Origin of the sequence: Sphingobium sp. Leaf26, from assembly GCF_001421665.1 — a bacterium.
Lineage (GTDB): Bacteria > Pseudomonadota > Alphaproteobacteria > Sphingomonadales > Sphingomonadaceae > Sphingobium.
In genome coordinates, this window is the sequence record NZ_LMKV01000030.1 from 119,947 (window position 1) to 137,272 (window position 17,326).

The following is a 17,326-nucleotide window of genomic DNA, read 5'->3' on the forward strand; positions in this document are numbered from 1 at the left end:
CGATTTTCGGGGCACGGCCGCTGTCATTCCATATGGTGCCGGCATGGCCGGCGCGATTGTCAGTTGGCTTTTTTCGCGTCCGTACCGAGCAATGCAGTGAGACGGTCGCGTTCAGCCTTTGTCAGGTCATCATAGGTTCGCGGCTTGGGCAGCTTGGCGAGCTCTTCGGCGGAAGATTTCATGATCTCCGGCATGGCCTGCATCATTTCGGGCATGACCTTCTGGAGTCGGCCGATATAATGCGGGTCGGTCGCTAGCTCCATAAATCCTGCGCCGAATTTGGCGCCTGTCGGCGTCTTCAGAAATGCACCGATCTGATCGAGTTCGGCGGCGGTGTAACGATAGGCGAAAGCCTCTGCCATGCCTTCGCGCATATCCGGTTCATAACGTCCCATGAAGCGACCCATGGCCGGCATCATGCTGTTGACGATCACGTCCATCCGCTTGCGGAAATTGGGGTCGATGATCGCCATCATCTCCTCGATCGTGCCTTCGCCCAAGCTGTCTGCCCGCTCAGGATCGATCCCGCCGACTTTCAGGAACTCACGGATCGGCATCTTTGTCATGCCGTCCATCATTGGTCCCATCATCTTCTGCATCATCGGCCCCATCATCTTTTCCATTGTCCCGTCGGGCAGGATGATGGAGGCGATCGGCTGGGCCTTGGCCAATAATGCGGGATCGACCGGCTGGACGGTTGCGGCCGGGGTCTGCGCCTGCACAGCGACCGGAGCCGCTAGAAGGAGCAAGGACAGGAAAGCGCCGCGCTTCACGCAGCAACCCTTTCGCCGGCCGCTGACTTCGCCTTGGCCTTCAGATATTTGTGCATATGGTCGGTGACGTCCCGCCCGTCGCGGATCGCCCACACCACCAGCGATGCGCCGCGCACGATGTCGCCAGCGGCGAACACGCCGTCCACGCTGGTCATCATCGTCTTGTGATCGACGCGCAGCGTGCCCCAGCGGGTGACGGACAGGTCGTCCGCGCCGAACAGCTTGGGCAGTTCTTCGGGATCATAGCCCAGCGCCTTGATGACGAGGTCTGCTTCCAGTGTATGTTCGCTGCCCGGATCAGGCTCGGGTGCGCGGCGACCCGAAGCATCGGGCTGGCCGAGGCGCATCTTGGTGACCTTGACGCCGGTCACATGCTCCGTGCCTTCAAAGGCGATCGGTGCGGTCAGCCAGACGAATTCGACGCCTTCTTCCTCGGCATTGGCGACTTCGCGCTGCGACCCCGGCATATTGTCGCGGTCGCGGCGATACAGGCACTTCACCGACTTGGCGCCCTGGCGAATGGCGGTGCGCACACAGTCCATCGCCGTGTCGCCGCCGCCGATGACGACGACATTCTTGCCGGTAGCCAGCAGCGTGCCGTCCTCATGGCCCGGCACGGCGTCGCCGAAACCGGCCTTGTTGGAGGCGGTGAGATAATCGAGCGCCTTGACCACGCCCGCTGCGCCGACGCCCGGCGCCTTGATGTCGCGCGGCTTGTAGACGCCCGTCGCGATCAGGATCGCATCATGCTTCTGGCGGAGCTGTTCCATCGTGGCGTCGCGGCCGATCTCGAAGCTTTCATGGAAGACGATGCCGCCATCCTTCAGGCGCTGGATGCGGCGCATGACGACATCCTTCTCCAGCTTGAAGCCGGGGATGCCATAGGTCAGCAGGCCGCCGGCGCGGTCATGCCGGTCGTAGACATGGACGTCATAGCCGGCCACGCGCAGATATTCCGCCGTCGTCAGGCCGGCAGGGCCGGCGCCGATCACGCCGACCGACTGGCCGCGCGCCGCGCCGGGCACCAGCGGTTCGACCCAGCCTTCCTTCCAGGCGGTGTCGGTGATGTATTTTTCGACGGAGCCGATGGTGACGGCGCCATGGCCGGAAAATTCGATGACGCAATTGCCTTCGCACAGGCGATCCTGCGGGCAGATGCGGCCGCAGATTTCCGGCATGGTGCTGGTCAGGTTCGACAGCTCATAGGCTTCGCGCAGACGGCCTTCGGCGGTCAGGCGCAGCCAGTCCGGGATATGATTGTGCAACGGACAATGGGTCGAGCAATAGGGGACGCCGCATTGCGAGCAGCGCGACGCCTGTTCCTCGGCCTTGTCCAGGATGAAAGACTTGCTGATTTCCAGAAAATCGTCGGCACGGTCGTCGGCCGCGCGCTTTTCCGGGTAGGATTGCGTCTTACCCACGAATTTCAGCATCGGATTGTCGGCCATACCCTAGTCCCTACTATGTTGCTGAAGTGCGCATAGCAGGAAAACCCACGGAGTCACGTGGTTTTTGGCATTTAGGTAAGCAATGCTAACCTAATATTTAGACGTTTGCTGTGTTTTTGAGAATCGATCGCAAATATCAGGCATCATTTAAGGCCGATTCGGTCCTATCTGGCTGCGAGCCAGATCAGGGCGGCCGCGCCGGCGATGATTCGATACCAGGCGAAGGGCGCGAACCCATGTTTCGACACAAGCCCGACAAACCATTTGATGACCAGCAGTGCGACGATGAAGGAGACGATGAAGCCCAGCGCGATACTGTCCCAGCCGACGGCGGCGCTGGTGATCTTGTCGCCCTTCTTGAGCAGTTCCAGCGCGGTCGCGCCCAGCATGGTGGGGATGGCGAGGAAGAAGCTGAACTCGGCGGCGGTGCGCCGTTCGACGCCCAGCGTCAGCGCGCCCATGATCGTTGCGCCCGACCGGCTGACGCCGGGGATCATCGCGATGCACTGGATCAGGCCGATGCCCAGGACGCGAACGACCGGTATATCGGCGATGCCGTGGAAGCGCTGTTCCTTCACCGCCCGCTCGATCAGCAATATGGCCACGCCGCCGACGATCAGCGCCCAGGCGACGACCTTCGGCGCGCCCAGCAGCATTTCGACATAGTCGTGCACGGCGAGACCGATGATCGCGGCGGGGATGAAGGCGATGATCAGGTTGCGCAGGAAACGCCAGCTTACCGGCTCGCGCCGCAGCAGGCCCATGCCCACCGCCCAGAAGGTACGCCAGTAGAGCACCACCACCGCCAGGATCGCGCCCAGCTGGATGATGACGTTGAACATCGCCCAGGTCGAACTGTCATAACCCAGCAATTCGCTCGCCAGGATCAGGTGGCCGGTCGAGGAGACGGGCAGGAATTCGGTCAGCCCCTCGACGATCCCCAGCAGGATGACGGTCAGATAATGGAGGTCCATGGCAAAGCCTCAGTTGCGTGGCATGAAAAATCCTCCCCGCCCAACTGTCTGGCTGCGGGGAGGAGCATCGTGAGCGAGGCTGTCGAATCGATCGCCTCGCCTTCCATCTCTATGTTCAGGCGCTGACCCGGCCGGCGAAACGGCCATGGCGGCGATAGCGGACCATCCACCTGCCCGCGACGGCGGTCAGCGGCGTGGCGTCGACGCCCAGCGCGGCCAGTCCTTCACTGCCCGGCGCGGCGACATTGTCGCGGTCCAGCATGGCGAGCTGGTCGCGGGTGATCGGCCCGCCCGGCAGCAGCGCCAGCAGCGACGCGAAGCCATGGGGGACATCCACCAACGGCCTGTCGCGGCCGATCGCCTTGGCGATCCAGCCGTTGATCTCCTTCATGCTCATCACCTGCGGCCCGGCGACCTCGAAAGTCTTGCCGCCAAAGACGCCCGGCTGTTCGGCTGCATTGGCGATCGCCTGCGCGACGTCGGCGACATAGACGGGCTGGAACTTCGTCGCGCCGCCGATCACCGGAATCACGGGCGCGGCGCTGATGATCTGGGCGAATCGGTTGAGGAACTGGTCTTCCAGCCCGAAGATGATCGACGGGCGGACGATGGTCGCGCCGGGGAAGGCGGCCTTGACCGCTTCTTCACCCGCAGCCTTGGACCGCCCATAGGCGCTGGGGCTGTCCGCGTCTGCGCCGATGGCGGAGATATGGACCAACGCCTTGACGCCCGCCGCCTTGGCGGCCTGCGCCACATTGGCCGCACCGTCACGATGGAAGCCGTCGAAATCGCCGGACAAGATACCGACCAGATTGATGACGATGTCGCTGCCATGGATGGCGCGCTCCACCGTTACCGGCTTGCGGATGTCGGCCGCGACGAACTGGCTTTGGCCCAGATTGCCGAGCGCCTTCACCTTGACCGCGCTGGCCAGGTCGCGCTGTGCGATCCGCACACGCGCGCCGCGCGCCATCAGCGCCTGCGCGACCTGTCGGCCCAGAAAGCCGCCACCGCCGAAGATCGTTACCAGACTGTCCTTCATCACGCGCGTCCCATGTCCAGATATAAGGGGAATGACTCTGCCTTTCCCCTTGCAACAGCCACCGCGCGCTGACAACCGGCTTTAGCCCAGCCAGCCCTGCAAATCGGCCAGCATCCACAGGCCCAGACCCAGGAACAGCAGCGCCGCGACGATCTGGAGCGCGCGCATCGGCACCTTCTTGGCCAGCGCTTCGCCGAACAATACAGCCGGCACATTGGCGACCATCATGCCCAGCGTCGTGCCCATGGTGACGGCGATCAGATTGTCGAACCGCGCGCCCAGCGCCACGGTGGCGACCTGCGTCTTGTCGCCCATCTCGACCAGAAAGAAGGCAACCAAGGTGGTGACGAAGACGCCGGCCTTCGACGGCGCCTTCAGCGGCGCATCCTCGTCGATCGTGTCGGGCACCAGCGTCCAGGCGGCCATGGCGATGAAGGAGGCGGCGACGGCGTAGCGGAACCAGGGCTGGGTCAGCACCCCGGCGATCGAATGGCCGACCAGCGCGGCGAGGAAATGATTGGCCACCGTGGCGGCGAAGATGCCCAGTATGATCGGCACCGGCTTACGAAAGCGGGTGGCGAGCAGCATTGCGAGCAACTGCGTCTTGTCGCCCATTTCGGCGAGCGCGACCAGTGCGGCGGAGGTGAAGAGAGCTTCCATCGTCATGTTTCCGGGCCGGGCGCAGGTTGAACAGACACAATGCCACCGTCACCTTCCGCCCGGCCGGACAGGAAAATGCCGATGCCATTGGTCTCGCCCGATGCGGATATGATCCGCCTCCCATACGCCACGACCTCTCGGCCGAATATGTTGACGCATGGCCCGTTCCGTCGGAACGGCTGGCTACTCCCCAGATGACGCGCTAGCCTCTATTCCAGACAGGTGGGGAAGGCAAGCCATGGCGCAGCCGAACAAGACGGTCGAAAATGATGCCGCGGTCGAGGATTGTCTCGACCGGGTGGAACCGCCCGAACGGCAGGCGGACGGGCGCACCGTCGCGGCCCTGATGGCGCGGCTGTCGGGCGAAACGGCGCATATGTGGGGGGCGGGCATCATCGGCTTTGGCCGCTATCATTATCGGTATGACAGCGGGCGCGAAGGCGACATGTGCCGAATCGGCTTCGCGCCGCGCAAGGCGGAACTGGTCTTCTACCTCGCCGGGCTGGACGAAGCCGACTTCGCGCCGCTCGGCAGGCACAGGCGCGGCAAGGGCTGCCTCTATATCAAGCGACTGTCGCAAATCGACATGGCGGTGCTGGAGCGGCTGATCGTCCAGAGTATCGACCATATGGACAGGATCTATCCGCGATGAAGCCATGGCCCTTCTGCCTTGCCCTGATGCTCGCCGCACCGTCGGTTCAGGCGCAGGCTACGGAGGATGGAATTACGTCCCTTTCCGCCGATCTCGCCGCAGGACGTACCACCAGCGAGAAGGCGGTGCGCGCCTATCTGAGGCGGATCGCCGCGCTGGATCGCAAGGGGCCGCGCCTCAACAGCATCATCGCGCTCAATCCGCAGGCGATGGCGGAGGCGCGGGTGCTGGACAGCGAACGCAGGGCGGGGAAGCTGCGCGGGCCGCTGCACGGCGTGCCGATCCTGCTCAAGGATAACATCGAGGCGGCGGGGATGCCCACGACCGCCGGATCGCTGGCGCTCGCCCGCAACCAGCCGGACCGCGATTCGCCGGTGGCCGCAGCGCTGAAGGCGAAGGGCGCGATCATCCTGGGGAAGACGAACCTGAGCGAATGGGCCAATTTCCGGTCCGAACGGTCGATGAGCGGATGGAGCGCGGTCGGCGGCCTGACCCGCAATCCCTATGCGCTGGATCGCACCACCTGCGGCTCGTCCAGCGGATCGGGCGCGGCGGTGGCGGCCGGGTTCGCTCCCGCCGCGATCGGCAGCGAAACCAACGGGTCGATCATCTGCCCGGCATCCATGACGGGGCTGGTCGGGTTGAAGCCCACGATCGGCCTGATCCCGCGCACCCATATCGTGCCGATCAGCCATAGCCAGGACACAGCCGGGCCGATGGCGCGGAGCGTGCGCGACGTTGCGATTCTGCTGTCGGCCCTCATCGCCAGCGATCCCGCCGATCCGACAACCGCCGATGCCATGGCCCATGCGCAGGATTATGCCGCCGCGCTCGATCCGGCGAAGATAGGCGGCATGCGGATCGGCGTGCTGCGCGGCGGAGCGCAGCCTGCGTTGCTGGCCCGCTATGATGCGGCGCTGGCGGTACTGAAGGGGCTGGGCGCGACGCTGGTGGAGGTGACGAAACCGGCCATGGATGGCATGTCCGCCGCCGGCTACGACGTGCTGCGATATGAGTTCAAAGCCGACCTCAACGCCTATCTCGCCGCCACCCGGCCCGATCAGGTGGAAAGCCGGACGCTGGCCGACCTGATCGCCTTCGACGAGGGGCACAAGGATAGGGAAATGCCGCTGTTCGGGCAGGACATATTCACCCTGTCGCAGGCCAAAGCGGGGCTGGACGATCCAGTCTATCGCGCGGCGCGGGAGAAGTCGCTCCGCCTCGCAGGCCGGGAGGGCATCGACGCGATGCTGGCCGGCAATCGCGTCGACCTGCTGGTGACGATCAGCTACGGCCCGGCCTGGCCGTCCGATACCGTGTGGGGCGATCAATATGAAGGGCCGGGTGGTTCGACCGGGCCGGCGGCGATTGCGGGCTATCCGCACCTGACCGTGCCGATGGGGCAGGTGCGCGGTCTGCCAGTCGGGTTGAGCTTCATCGGCACCGCTTATGCAGAACAGACGCTGCTGGATGCCGGCTATGCCTATGAACAGGCGGCGGGCCTCAAGCTGCGGCCCGATTTCCGGCCGACCGTGGATAGCGGGCCGGAACTGGAAGGCGAAAATTAAGGCTCGCCCGCGCTTTCCTGCATGCGCCGCTCGGCGAACCATTGTTGCAGCATCTGAGCGGTGCAGCCGGTAAAGCCGTTGCTGCCGATCGCGTTGCAACTGTTGGGCAGCGTCTGGCGCTGCACCTGTTCCATCGTGGCGACCTGGCTACCCCAGCCGGGACCACCGGCGACTTCCGGCTTTTCGCGCAGCTTCTTGGGGATGCGATAGCGTTCCGATTCGGGCTTGCGCGCGCACACCACGATTTCGTCGCCCTTGCTCTGCGGGCAGGGGTCGTCGCCATAGACCAGCAGGTTGATGATGCGCTCGGGCGGCGGTTCCGCCTGCGCGGCGGCGGTGCCTGGAAGCAACGGCACCAGCAGCAGGCCGATCAGGGGAAGCAGGACGGGGTGACGCATCGCAAAAATCCTTAACGTCCCCGTTGCTTTTGGCCTGTTCCGTGCCGGGCCTGCCCATGACCCGGCGGTTCATGATCGGGACGCCGCCGGCGTCCCGAAACCGTCCTTATTGCGGCGGCGCCGGTTCGGCCTTGGGCTGCTGCGCCGCCTTTTCTTCCGCTTTCACCCGCGCCTCGATCGCTTCGCTGTCCGAATCGATGGTCGACAGGCGCTTGGCGCGCTCGGCGGCGACCAGATCCTTCCAGCTTGCATTGTCCAGCGCCTGCCGCTCCGCCTTGGCCAGGCGTGAAAGCTGCGCGAAACAGCCGGTCGCGCCGCCGCTGCCCACCGGCGAGCAGCTTTCGGTGCCGGACCGGCCGACATATTCCATCGACCGCACCCGCTCGCCCCAGGCCTGCTTGCTCGGCATGTTCGGGTCGCCGCGCAGCGGTTCGGGAATGCGATAGCGTTCCTCCTCGCCCTTGCGCGCGCATACGACGATGTCGTTTCCGGCGCTTTGCGGGCAGGCATCGTCACCGTAAACGATGACGATATTGACCTTCTCCGACGCCGGTTCGGTCGCGGGGGCGGAGGCGGGCTGGGCCAGCACGGGGACGGACGCGCCCAGCATCAGCAAAGCTGCGATCATCGGGGTTTTCATCATCAATCCGTCCTTTTCAGATGCGCCTGGGCGTCATATTTTTTTAGATAGGGCGATGGCGGCCCGGCATCCCAAACGGATGGCGCCCGACAAGAGGGGGTAGGCGGGGGCCTGCTGCGCGCCATGGGCGATGGCGGTTTCGCGATGCTCGACCTCCTCCGCCTGAAAATCCGCGATGGCGCTGGAGAGTTCCGGGTCGTCCTCGCCCAGAGCCTCCAGTTGGTCCGCATAATGTTTGTCGATTTCCGTCTCGACCGCAGCAGTGCAGGCCATCGCAGCCTTCGGCCCCATCGCGGCGGTCACTGCGCCAAGCGCGAAGCCGGCGACATGCCAGAAGGGCGACAGGATGGTCGGCCGCACACCGCGCCGCGCGATCATCGCGTCGAAGGCGTCGCGATGCCGTTCCTCCTGCGCTGCCATGCCGGCGATCAGCCTGCCATAGGGATGGCGATCGCCCATCACCGCCAGTTGCCCGCCATAGATACGCACCGCGCCGAACTCGCCCGCCTGGTCGACCCGCACCATGGAAGCGCGATCGGCGTCGCTCAGCCGTTTGCCCGGCCGGGGGAAGTCCTTGGACGCGCTCATGCTTTCCTCGCTTTCAGAAGCAAAGCCAAGATGGCGAGTGCGGCGGCGCTGGACAAGAGGCCGTTATAGCCCGCCATCGAAATGCCGGCCATCTTCCACGCCGCGACATCGCAGCGGGTGATGGGGCTGGCCATGATCTGGTTCAGCATGTCCGCTGCGCTGCCACCGGCAGGAGCGGTGGAGCAGGTGGTCAGCCCTTCCCACCAGCCATATTCGACGCCGGCATGGAACAGGCCGATCAGGCCGCTGACGCCGACCGCGATTCCCGCAAAGCCGGCGAACAGGCCGCTGACACAGGCCCGTCCGCGCGCGCCATAGGCGACCAGCGCCAGCGGAATGGCGGCGAAATGGGCATAACGCTGCCACCAGCACATTTCGCAAGGGTAAAGGCCGCCCAGATATTGGAAGGCATAGGCGCCCGCCAGCATGACGAGCGGCACAAACAGCGCCAGCGTGCGGGCCTTGGCAAGGGAGGGAGACAGGCTGTTCATATCAGCCGCTTAAACCCTCCACGGGCTTTCGTCATGCTGAACTTCACCGGACGGGAAGAGGCGTGCAGCGCGACTGGCGTTTTGCCGTCACCCTTTCTCCCCGACGGTGCGTACCGGCTGCACATCAGGATAGGGCATGATCGCCTTGCCATCCGGGCCGGCGGTGATGCTGGTCTGGGTCGGGTAGGCGAACTCGATCCCCTCGGCATTGAAACGTTTCCAGATGGCGAGGCCGATGCGGTGGCGCATCTGGAAATAGTCATGATGGTCGGGGTCGGGCACATCGAAATTCAACTGATAGTCGAGGCTGCTGGCGCCGAAAGCAACGATGCCGCAATTGACGAAGGCCAGCCCCTCGCGCTCGATAATCTCCTGCAACATGGCGGGGATCGCCTCCGCCTTCGCCTCGTCCGTCTGGTAGATGATGCCGATGGCGTATGTGACGCGGCGCTGGATCAGCGTCTGGAGGCTGGTGATTTCCTTTTGCAGGAGTTGCGAGTTGCCGATCACCTTTTTCTCGCCACTGGTCGCGCGCAGGCGGGTACTTTTCAGGCCGATCTTCTCCACCCGCGCGGTCGTCTGGTCATAAGTGATGATCTCGCCCCGGCGGAACGGCTTGTCGAAGATGATCGAGAGCGCAGCGAACAGGTCGGAGAAAATGCCCTGCGCAGCCAGGCCGATGGCGATGCCGCCGATGCCGAGGCCCGCGACCAGACCGGTGACGTTCACCCCCAGATTGTCGAGCACCACGATCGCCGCGATGGCGAACAGCGCGAAGCTGACCAGAACGCGGATCAGCCCCATGGCATTGGCCAGCGTTTCGCCCCCGCCATCCTGCGCCAGCGTCTTGCGCTCGATCAGGCCCAGAATGATCTCCCGCGCCCAGAGCGCCGCCTGCAATACGGTGGCGATGGTGAACAGGAAGGTGATGGTCTTCGCCAGCGCCGGCGGCGCGTCGGTATAGCCCACCACCAGTCTGGCGGCGACCAGGATCATGAAATAATGGGTGGTGCGCGCCGCGGCGCGGCCCAGCACATTGGCATAGCCCAGCGGGTCGCCGATCCCGCCCTTGTGCCGCTTGCCCAGTTCGCGCAGCGCCGCCAGCGCCAGATAGATGAGGGTCGCGGCCCCGACTGCGATCAGGATCTGGACATGATGCACCTGCAACCAGACCATGGTCGAATCCCATAGTTCGCGCAGGTTTGGCGCCTGAATATCGGGAAGGGCGGGGTCTTTTTTGTCAGCCATGGCTCCATCTTGCCGAATCAGGCGGCCGCTGCAAGCGGCGCACAATCGGCTATGCCGTCCAGAAAGGCGATCAGGCCGCGTTCCCCGCGCGACAGATAATGGGTCCGGCGCGGCAGGCGAAGGCCCGCACGCCATTCATCCTGTCCATCATGACACAGCGCGATCAGCGCGGGATGGATATAGCTTTTGCGGCTGATCGCGGGTGTATTGCCCAACGCCTGCGCCACCGGCTCCAGCATCTGCTTGAGCGAGACATGGCCGGCCGCCAGCGTCTCGAACGCGATGGTGGAGGCGCCCCATGTACGGAAATGCTTGGCGGTGAAGGGCGCACCCATGGCATCGGCGATATAGGCGTTGACGTCGCTGGAATTGATCGGCCGTGCGTCCCCATCCTCATCCAGATATTGGAACAGATGCTGGCCGGGCAGATCCTGCACCTGCCGCACGAATCGCAGCAGACGGCTGTCGGTGACGGTCAGTTGCTGCTGCTTGCCCGACTTGGCGCGATAGCGCAGCGTGAGCGACTTGCCGCCGACATCGACATGGCGGCGGCGCAACGTGGTGGCGCCGAAACTCTTGTTGGTGGTGGCGTAATGTTCGTTGCCGACGCGAAGCTTGGCGAGATCGAGCAGGCGGACAACGGCGGCCAATGTGCGGTCCTTGCGCAGCCGGCGCTTCGACAGGTCCGCCTCCAGCCGGGCGCGCAATTTCGGCAGGGCGCGGCCGAAATCGGGGCAGCCGGCATATTTCTCCGCCTCCCGCGCGGCGCGGAAATCGGGGTGGTAGCGATATTGTTTCCGGCCCCGGTCGTCATAGCCGATCGCCTGGATATGGCCGTAGGGGGACGCACAGAACCAGCAGTCGCGATAGGCCGGGGGCAGGGCGATGCGGTTCAGCCGGTCGATCTCGTCCCGGTCGGTGATACGGGCGCCATCGTCGCGATAATAGGCCCAGCCATGTTTGAGCGCGCGGCGGGTGATGCCGGGGCAACTGTCATCGCTATGTGTAAGGTCTGGCATTTGTACCGGAAAACCCGCCGTTCGTCGCTTCGTTCCGCAACCTCTGCCGGGGACGGGCGGTTGAAGAGCTTTCCCGCATCATCCAGGAGAGACATATGCCCGCCATCGAGGAAAGCCGCATCCTGATCGTCGCGACCGACGGGTTCGAACAGTCCGAACTGTTCGACCCGCGCCACGCATTGCTCGACGCGGGGGCGGAGGTCGTCCTTGCCGCGCCCGATATGAAACCGATCCAGGGTATGAAGCATGACGAGAAGGGCGACACGATCACGCCGGACATCACGCTGGAGGCCGTGAAGATCGAGGAATATGACGGGCTGATCCTGCCCGGCGGCGTCGCCAATCCCGACACGTTGCGCACCCATGACAAGGCTGTGGAAATCGTGCGCGCCTTCGTGGAGTCGGGCAAGCCCGTGGCGGCGATCTGCCACGGGCCATGGTTGCTGGTGGAGGCGGACGTCGTGCGCGGCAAGACCGTGACCGGCTGGCCGTCGGTGCGCACCGACCTGGCCAACGCCGGCGCACAGGTGGTCGATCGCGAAGTGGCGATCGACGGGAACATCATCACCAGCCGCAAGCCGGACGATATCCCGGCCTTTGTCGAAGCCTTCAGGGTGGCGGTGACCGCAGCGCAGCCGGTCGCAGCCTGACCGGCACGGTGCTGAGCCGCCATGGCATGACCGGGCGGCGCAGCACCGACAGATGGGCCAGCACCCAGGCGGCGCAGACGGCGAAGGTCGGTGCGGCGAAGGCGAGGGCGCCGGGGAACAGCAACGGTGCGGTGACAGCGGCCGCGCCGCCGCCCACTGCCAGCGCGAGCGCGCGCGGCTCGCCATCCGGGCCACGCAGCCAGACCATGCAGGCGGCGACTCCGGTCAGGAAGCTGAGCATGAGGTGCAACGCAGGCTGGCCCATCGCGCCGGTCGCTGCAATTAGCAGCGCGAGCGCGCCCGCCACATGGCGCAGACTGCGCCGGCCGATCAGCAGGGTCGCGAGTGGATAGGCGAGCAGTTCGCAGGCGAAGGCAGCGGTCAGGATCGCGCCGGCCAGTCCCATATCCCCGGCGATCAGCGCGACCACTGCCGCCGCTCCCCAGCGTAGCAGTCGCGATGGCGCCATGATGATATGGCTGACCCAATCCCTCGCCCCCATGCGCAGGGTGAAGCGGCGATCCATCAGCCGCAACTGGAACCCGCCGACCAGCAGCAGTGCATCCATGCCCCAGGGCAGCAGGCCCGGAGCCACAAGCGGGCACGCCAGCGCCAGGCCCAGCAACAGGCCATGCGCCACGCCCAGCGCGCGCAGTTCGCCGTTCATGCCGGGACTCCGTGCCGGGCGGCAAGGGTTGCGGCCAGGTCGCGCTTCGCCGCATCCTTGCGCAGCCGGGTCAGATAGGTGTCCAGCCCGATCTGAAGCGCAAGCATCATGAAGATGAAGGGTTGGTAGGCGATACCCACGAAAAGCGATCCGATCATATAGACGACATGGCCCTGTTGCAGGGCAGAGGCGAATGGCGAGATCCAGGCCTCATCCGGCCCGTCTCGTTTGCGATAGAGGCGACGGATCGACTCGGTCCGAACGAAGCAGATGCCGTGGATCAGCGTCCAGATGAAGAAGCCGAAATAGCCCTGTTCGCCCAGCATCTCGAAATAGGCGCTGTGATAGGCGCGGCCCTTGTCGGTGACGGTGCGGCGCTCGATCCGGGCGCCGCCGCTGTCGACGACGGTGCTTTGGGCGAAATAGCTGAAGCTGTTCTGGAGATAATTGTCGAAGCCGCCGCCGCCCGGATGCTGCTTCACATAATCGAGCGTCCACATCCACACCGCGACACGAGTGGCGGCGCTCTCGTCGCCCTGGTGGTTCTCGATCGTCTCCATCCGCTGGGTGAAGCTGGCGGGGAGGAAGGGGATGGAGGCCAGCGCGGCTACGGCCAGCAGCGGGCCGTAGACGAATTTCTTTTTCGACCGCACCAGCATCATGCCGAACAGGATGACGAGGCAGACCAGGCCGGTGCGCGCCTCGGTCCCGATCGGCATCAACATGCAGGCGAGGCAGAGGGCGTAGCAGAAGCCCTTCACCTTCCAGTCCGGCGGGAAGATGGTGCCGTGATTGGACAGCCAGAGGATCAGCGGCATCAGCGATATGGCGACACAACTGATGATGCTGCCTTCATACAGGCCGCTGTTGTTCTCGACCATCAGGTTCAGCACGCCATAGCCGCCGCCCGACAGCGCGGTTTTCATGCCGCCATTGATGATGATGGTGCTGGCGCACAGGATCATGAAGACGGTCAGCGCCTCGATCCGCAACCGCGTGCGCAGGACGAGCGGCAGGAAGATGCCGGCGATGATCGCCTTCCACACCCAGTTCCATTTGGTCATGGCCTCGACCGGGAAATCGGCGGTCAGCGTGGTATAGCCGCACCAGGCCACCAAAATGAGCATCAGCACTTGCCGGAAGGAGAATCGGCAATCCTTCTTGTCGTCCATCACTGCCCATGCCCCCACCATCGCAGCAAAGGCCATGGCGGAAATGGGGATGGTGTTGAGCAGGAAATAGGACAGCCGCTGGGGCGAGACGATGTCGATATAGGCATAGACCGCGACCAGCAGGAATGGCCGCTTCAGACCCATCAGGCCGAACAGTCCCAGGAAGGCGATGAAGAACAGGTCACGCATCGGAATGTGGCTCCGACGCCGAAGGCAGTGCCGGGGGCGGATCGCGATCCAGATCGGCGCGCGGCAGCAAGCGCCAGGCCGCGAGCAGGATCACGCCATGGCTGATCAGCAGGGATAGGGCGTCGATCATCGTATATGAGTGATTCCGTTCGGCACGGTCCCTCCACTAACCAGACAGAGTTGACGGGCCGTTAAACCTTTTTCGGCAAACAGACCGGGCTATGACTCGCATACTCCATGTCCTGGACCACAGTCTGCCGCTGCACAGCGGCTACACCTTTCGCACCCGTGCGATCCTGCGGGCGCAGATGGCGCGCGGATGGGAGGTGCGCGGCATCACCGGTTACCGCCATGTCGTGAAGGACGCGGCCGGCGGGCCGCTGGAGGAAGTGGTGGATGGATTGACCTTCCACCGCACCCCCGGCGAAGCGGCCAGCGGCAATCCCCTGATTCGCGAATGGCGCGATATCGCGGCCCATGCCGATGCGATCGACGCCTTGGTTCGCCAGTGGCGGCCCGACGTGATCCACGCCCATTCGCCGGTATTGAACGCGATCGCGGCGCAGCGCGTGGCCAAGCGCCACGGCCTGCCGATGATCTACGAAATCCGTGCTTTCTGGGAAGATGCGGCGGTCGGCAACGGCACCGGAGTGGAGGGCAGTCCGCGTTACTGGCTGACCCGCCAGTTGGAAAGCCATGCGGTGCGCGCGGCCGACGCCGTCGCGGTGATCTGTGACGGCCTGCGCGACGACCTGATCGCGCGCGGCGTGGATGCGGGCAAGATCGTCGTGTCGCCCAACGGCGTCGATATGGACCAGTTCGGCACGCCGGTCGATCGCGATCCCGCGCTGACCGCCAAGCTGGGGCTGGAGGGGGCGGATGTCGTCGGCTTCATCGGCAGCTTCTATGATTATGAAGGGCTGGACGACCTGATCGCCGCCATGCCGCGACTCGTGCGCGCCCGGCCCAGGGCCAAGCTGCTGCTGGTCGGTGGCGGCCCGATGGAACAGGCGCTGCACGATCAGGCGATGGCGTCGCCCTTTGCCGATCATATCGTCTTCGTCGGTCGCGTGCCGCACGATCAGGTCGAACATTATTATGCGCAGGTCGACATATTGGCCTATCCGCGCAAGGCGATGCGGCTGACCGATCTGGTCACGCCCTTGAAGCCGCTGGAGGCCATGGCGCAAGGGCGACTCGTCGCGGCGTCGAGCGTGGGCGGGCATCGCGAACTGATCGAGGATGGCGTCACAGGCACCCTGTTCGCACCGGACGATCCGGCCGCGATCGCATCGGCGCTGGCGGGCCTGTTCGCCGACCGCGCAATCTGGGATGAACGCCGAGCAGTCGCCCGCGCTTTCGTGGAGCGGGAGCGTAACTGGTCGTCAAACATTTTACGTTATGAACCCGTTTACCAGCGGCTGCTGGCGCGCCCTGCGGGCACGCGCGCGGCTGCATGAGCAAGGCCTGAGTAGAGGTAGAACAAGAAGGTGTCGGCAGGCGTAGACAGAAGGCGGGGAACAGCGCTGGCGGCTTTGGCCGGTCTGGCGGTCGCCCTGCTGTTCCTGTGGATGCCGGTCGGCTTGGTCGAGATGCTGGTTGCGTCGAGTGGCCTGAGCGAAGCGCTGCCGGCCGCAGCGCCTCCGCTGGGCCTGAAGGCGCGACTGATCATGGCGGGTTTCGCCGGACTGATGGCGGTGGGCATAATTGGCCTGACGCGCCGCGATTCGGGCGTACTGGCCCTTGAAGATGAAACAGGACGTGCCAATCGCGTCCAGGGAGCAAGAAAAATGGGTTTCGCATTCTCCAAGCTGACCGCACTGGCCCGTGGCCGCGCTGCGTCCGAACCGGACATGCCCGTCCTGCGCCGCGCCGACGCGCATCCCGATGCGCCGTCGCGCCCGCCCATCTTCGCCAGCCGCGATTTCGACGGTCTGGATATCTTCCCTCGCGCCGAATCGGGCCGCCGTTCGCTGGTGGCGAATCGGGAGCCGGACCGTGACAGCGTCGTGCCGCTCGGCAAGCTGACCATGCCCGACGCGCCCATGCCGATGGCGGAGGAGCAGTTGCCCCAGCCCGCGTTCCTGCGTCCTGCCGGGCCGTTTACCACGCCCACGCTGGTGCATGATGAGATCGAGGACGAGATCGTAGTAGAGGATGGCATTGCCGACGATATCCTCGTCCCAGCGCCGGAGCCGGTCTGGACGCCGCAGCAGGCCACCCCCATCTCTTCGGCCATGGCTCCGTCGATCCCCGCTGCCTTGTCCGCTGCCTTGTCCGCGCCCGAGCCGGCCGTCGAACCGGTCCGTCCGGCGCCGCTGCCGACCCACGGCCTGTCGATCGCCGAACTGACCGACCGGCTGGAGCGCGGTCTGGCCCATCGGTCGCGCACGATGAGCGCGCCGGCGGGCACGATCGCCGACATGCCGGTCGCCCCGGCCGTGCCGGTCCGCACCAGCGTGGAACAGGATCAGGATGAAGCGCTGCGTGCCGCGCTGGGCGCGCTGCGCTCCATGGCCAACCGGCGCTGACCCTACCAGTCTTCGACCGTCAGGGCCGACAGGTCCAGCCATTGGCCCTGATCGTCGCTGCCGTCGCGATCCACGAAGATATCGCCGACGAAATAGCCTGACAGGGTCCATTCGGCCTCCGGCAATTCGTCCAGCAACCGGTCGCGCCGGGCCTGCGCATCCGCGCCGGTCAGGCGCAGGCTGATGACATGGCGGCGGCCCTGGAACAGGGCGCTGGCCCAGGGGCGGCTGACCGCCCGCTCGATCATCGCGGGCTGGCCCGCTCTGGCGAGCAATTGCACCAGCAATGCCGGCAGCGGATCGTCCCGCCTATTTCCTATTGCTTGATTTCGGATGATTTTCGCACCTGCGAAGCGGTGATCGGCGCTTGTCATTGTTGAACGCTCCTGCAATAGTTGTTCATGAAATGTTCCACACGTCTCCGCACCCGATCGCCGGGTTCCCGGCCCAGGCGCAGGTCGAAGACCAGGCGCGGATCGCGTGCGCAATCGCGTCCGAACCGGGTTGGCGGCATGTCATGTTCACGCAGGAACCGCTCGATCATCGGCAGCAGCATGGGCCTTCTTCTCCCCCGTCAATGCGACTCGCCCGCTGCGAGTCGATAGGTATATTCCTA

General features: G+C 65.0%; 21 protein-coding genes and 1 riboswitch. Of the genes, 5 read left to right on the forward strand and 16 right to left on the reverse strand.

What is annotated here, in order from left to right; genetic code table 11:
- Positions 1–59: 59 nt before the first annotated feature.
- The 5 genes from ASE85_RS19185 to ASE85_RS19205 all read right to left on the reverse strand — a co-directional run bounded on the left by ASE85_RS19185 (position 60) and on the right by ASE85_RS19205 (position 4,897).
- Complete coding sequence (locus ASE85_RS19185; protein WP_056692396.1) at positions 60–773, reverse strand: DUF2059 domain-containing protein; 714 nt, start codon at positions 771–773, stop codon at positions 60–62.
- Positions 770–2,221, reverse strand: coding sequence for an NAD(P)-dependent oxidoreductase (locus ASE85_RS19190; RefSeq protein ID WP_056692401.1), 1,452 nt, complete (start codon positions 2,219–2,221; stop codon positions 770–772). Before ASE85_RS19190 ends, ASE85_RS19185 begins: the two co-directional genes overlap by 4 nt.
- Before the next feature lie 164 nt (positions 2,222–2,385).
- The gene (locus tag ASE85_RS19195; RefSeq protein WP_056692404.1) at positions 2,386–3,195 is read right to left on the reverse strand and encodes an undecaprenyl-diphosphate phosphatase; all 810 of its coding nucleotides are present in this window, start codon (positions 3,193–3,195) and stop codon (positions 2,386–2,388) included.
- A gap of 115 nt (positions 3,196–3,310) precedes the next feature.
- Positions 3,311–4,237 carry a complex I NDUFA9 subunit family protein gene (locus ASE85_RS19200; protein ID WP_056692407.1) on the reverse strand — a complete coding sequence of 309 codons (927 nt, stop codon included), beginning with the start codon at positions 4,235–4,237 and terminating at the stop codon, positions 3,311–3,313.
- 81 nt (positions 4,238–4,318) lie between these two features.
- A complete protein-coding gene (locus ASE85_RS19205) occupies positions 4,319–4,897 on the reverse strand; it encodes a TMEM165/GDT1 family protein (RefSeq protein WP_056692691.1) in 579 nt (192 codons plus the stop codon).
- Between the two features lie 99 nt (positions 4,898–4,996).
- Positions 4,997–5,102, reverse strand: a riboswitch (yybP-ykoY riboswitch).
- 33 nt (positions 5,103–5,135) lie between these two features.
- Here ASE85_RS19205 and ASE85_RS19210 point away from each other — a divergent pair.
- The gene (locus tag ASE85_RS19210) at positions 5,136–5,549 is read left to right on the forward strand and encodes a DUF1801 domain-containing protein (protein ID WP_056692409.1); all 414 of its coding nucleotides are present in this window, start codon (positions 5,136–5,138) and stop codon (positions 5,547–5,549) included.
- Entirely contained in the window at positions 5,546–7,117 is a 1,572-nt protein-coding gene (locus tag ASE85_RS19215; RefSeq protein ID WP_056692413.1) for an amidase, read from the forward strand. The genes ASE85_RS19210 and ASE85_RS19215 overlap by 4 nt, the downstream gene beginning before the upstream one ends.
- On the opposite strand, the gene ASE85_RS19220 is transcribed toward ASE85_RS19215, so the two are convergent.
- The 6 genes from ASE85_RS19220 to ASE85_RS19245 form a co-directional block, all read right to left on the reverse strand.
- Positions 7,114–7,515: a hypothetical protein gene (locus ASE85_RS19220; RefSeq protein ID WP_056692417.1), complete on the reverse strand. Its 402-nt coding sequence runs from the start codon at positions 7,513–7,515 to the stop codon at positions 7,114–7,116. The genes ASE85_RS19215 and ASE85_RS19220 overlap by 4 nt on opposite strands.
- Before the next feature lie 106 nt (positions 7,516–7,621).
- A complete protein-coding gene (locus ASE85_RS19225) occupies positions 7,622–8,158 on the reverse strand; it encodes a hypothetical protein (RefSeq protein ID WP_056692419.1) in 537 nt (178 codons plus the stop codon).
- A 30-nt stretch (positions 8,159–8,188) separates the two neighbouring features.
- Positions 8,189–8,743: a demethoxyubiquinone hydroxylase family protein gene (locus ASE85_RS19230; protein WP_056692422.1), complete on the reverse strand. Its 555-nt coding sequence runs from the start codon at positions 8,741–8,743 to the stop codon at positions 8,189–8,191.
- Positions 8,740–9,234, reverse strand: a complete 495-nt coding sequence (locus ASE85_RS19235; RefSeq protein WP_056692425.1) for a disulfide bond formation protein B — start codon at positions 9,232–9,234, stop codon at positions 8,740–8,742. Before ASE85_RS19235 ends, ASE85_RS19230 begins: the two co-directional genes overlap by 4 nt.
- Positions 9,235–9,321: 87 nt before the next feature.
- Positions 9,322–10,482 (reverse strand): mechanosensitive ion channel family protein, encoded by a 1,161-nt coding sequence (locus tag ASE85_RS19240; protein ID WP_056692428.1) that lies wholly within the window; start codon positions 10,480–10,482, stop codon positions 9,322–9,324.
- A gap of 17 nt (positions 10,483–10,499) precedes the next feature.
- Positions 10,500–11,501 (reverse strand): DNA topoisomerase IB, encoded by a 1,002-nt coding sequence (locus tag ASE85_RS19245; protein WP_056692430.1) that lies wholly within the window; start codon positions 11,499–11,501, stop codon positions 10,500–10,502.
- Between the two features lie 95 nt (positions 11,502–11,596).
- Here ASE85_RS19245 and ASE85_RS19250 point away from each other — a divergent pair, with 95 nt between their 5' ends.
- Positions 11,597–12,151: a type 1 glutamine amidotransferase domain-containing protein gene (locus ASE85_RS19250; protein ID WP_056692433.1), complete on the forward strand. Its 555-nt coding sequence runs from the start codon at positions 11,597–11,599 to the stop codon at positions 12,149–12,151.
- On the opposite strand, the gene ASE85_RS19255 is transcribed toward ASE85_RS19250, so the two are convergent.
- From ASE85_RS19255 to ASE85_RS23600, 3 genes are read right to left on the reverse strand one after another with little or no spacing between them, the layout of a single operon-like run.
- On the reverse strand, positions 12,111–12,818 hold the full coding sequence (locus ASE85_RS19255) for a hypothetical protein (RefSeq protein ID WP_056692436.1): 708 nt from the start codon (positions 12,816–12,818) through the stop codon (positions 12,111–12,113). The genes ASE85_RS19250 and ASE85_RS19255 overlap by 41 nt on opposite strands.
- Positions 12,815–14,179 (reverse strand): putative O-glycosylation ligase, exosortase A system-associated, encoded by a 1,365-nt coding sequence (locus ASE85_RS19260; RefSeq protein ID WP_056692438.1) that lies wholly within the window; start codon positions 14,177–14,179, stop codon positions 12,815–12,817. Before ASE85_RS19260 ends, ASE85_RS19255 begins: the two co-directional genes overlap by 4 nt.
- Positions 14,172–14,309 carry a hypothetical protein gene (locus ASE85_RS23600; RefSeq protein ID WP_200928407.1) on the reverse strand — a complete coding sequence of 46 codons (138 nt, stop codon included), beginning with the start codon at positions 14,307–14,309 and terminating at the stop codon, positions 14,172–14,174. The genes ASE85_RS19260 and ASE85_RS23600 overlap by 8 nt, the downstream gene beginning before the upstream one ends.
- Before the next feature lie 91 nt (positions 14,310–14,400).
- On the opposite strand from ASE85_RS23600, the gene ASE85_RS19265 reads away from it, so the two are divergent.
- Together ASE85_RS19265 and ASE85_RS19270 are read left to right on the forward strand one after the other, a co-directional pair.
- On the forward strand, positions 14,401–15,639 hold the full coding sequence (locus ASE85_RS19265) for a TIGR04063 family PEP-CTERM/XrtA system glycosyltransferase (RefSeq protein WP_056692441.1): 1,239 nt from the start codon (positions 14,401–14,403) through the stop codon (positions 15,637–15,639).
- A 30-nt stretch (positions 15,640–15,669) separates the two neighbouring features.
- The gene (locus tag ASE85_RS19270) at positions 15,670–16,710 is read left to right on the forward strand and encodes a hypothetical protein (protein ID WP_443018549.1); all 1,041 of its coding nucleotides are present in this window, start codon (positions 15,670–15,672) and stop codon (positions 16,708–16,710) included.
- Positions 16,711–16,712: 2 nt separating this feature from the next.
- Here ASE85_RS19270 and ASE85_RS19275 read toward each other — a convergent pair whose 3' ends face one another.
- A complete protein-coding gene (locus ASE85_RS19275) occupies positions 16,713–17,084 on the reverse strand; it encodes a hypothetical protein (RefSeq protein ID WP_056692444.1) in 372 nt (123 codons plus the stop codon).
- The gene (locus tag ASE85_RS19280; protein WP_056692447.1) at positions 17,081–17,266 is read right to left on the reverse strand and encodes a hypothetical protein; all 186 of its coding nucleotides are present in this window, start codon (positions 17,264–17,266) and stop codon (positions 17,081–17,083) included. Before ASE85_RS19280 ends, ASE85_RS19275 begins: the two co-directional genes overlap by 4 nt.
- Positions 17,267–17,326 lie beyond the last annotated feature (60 nt).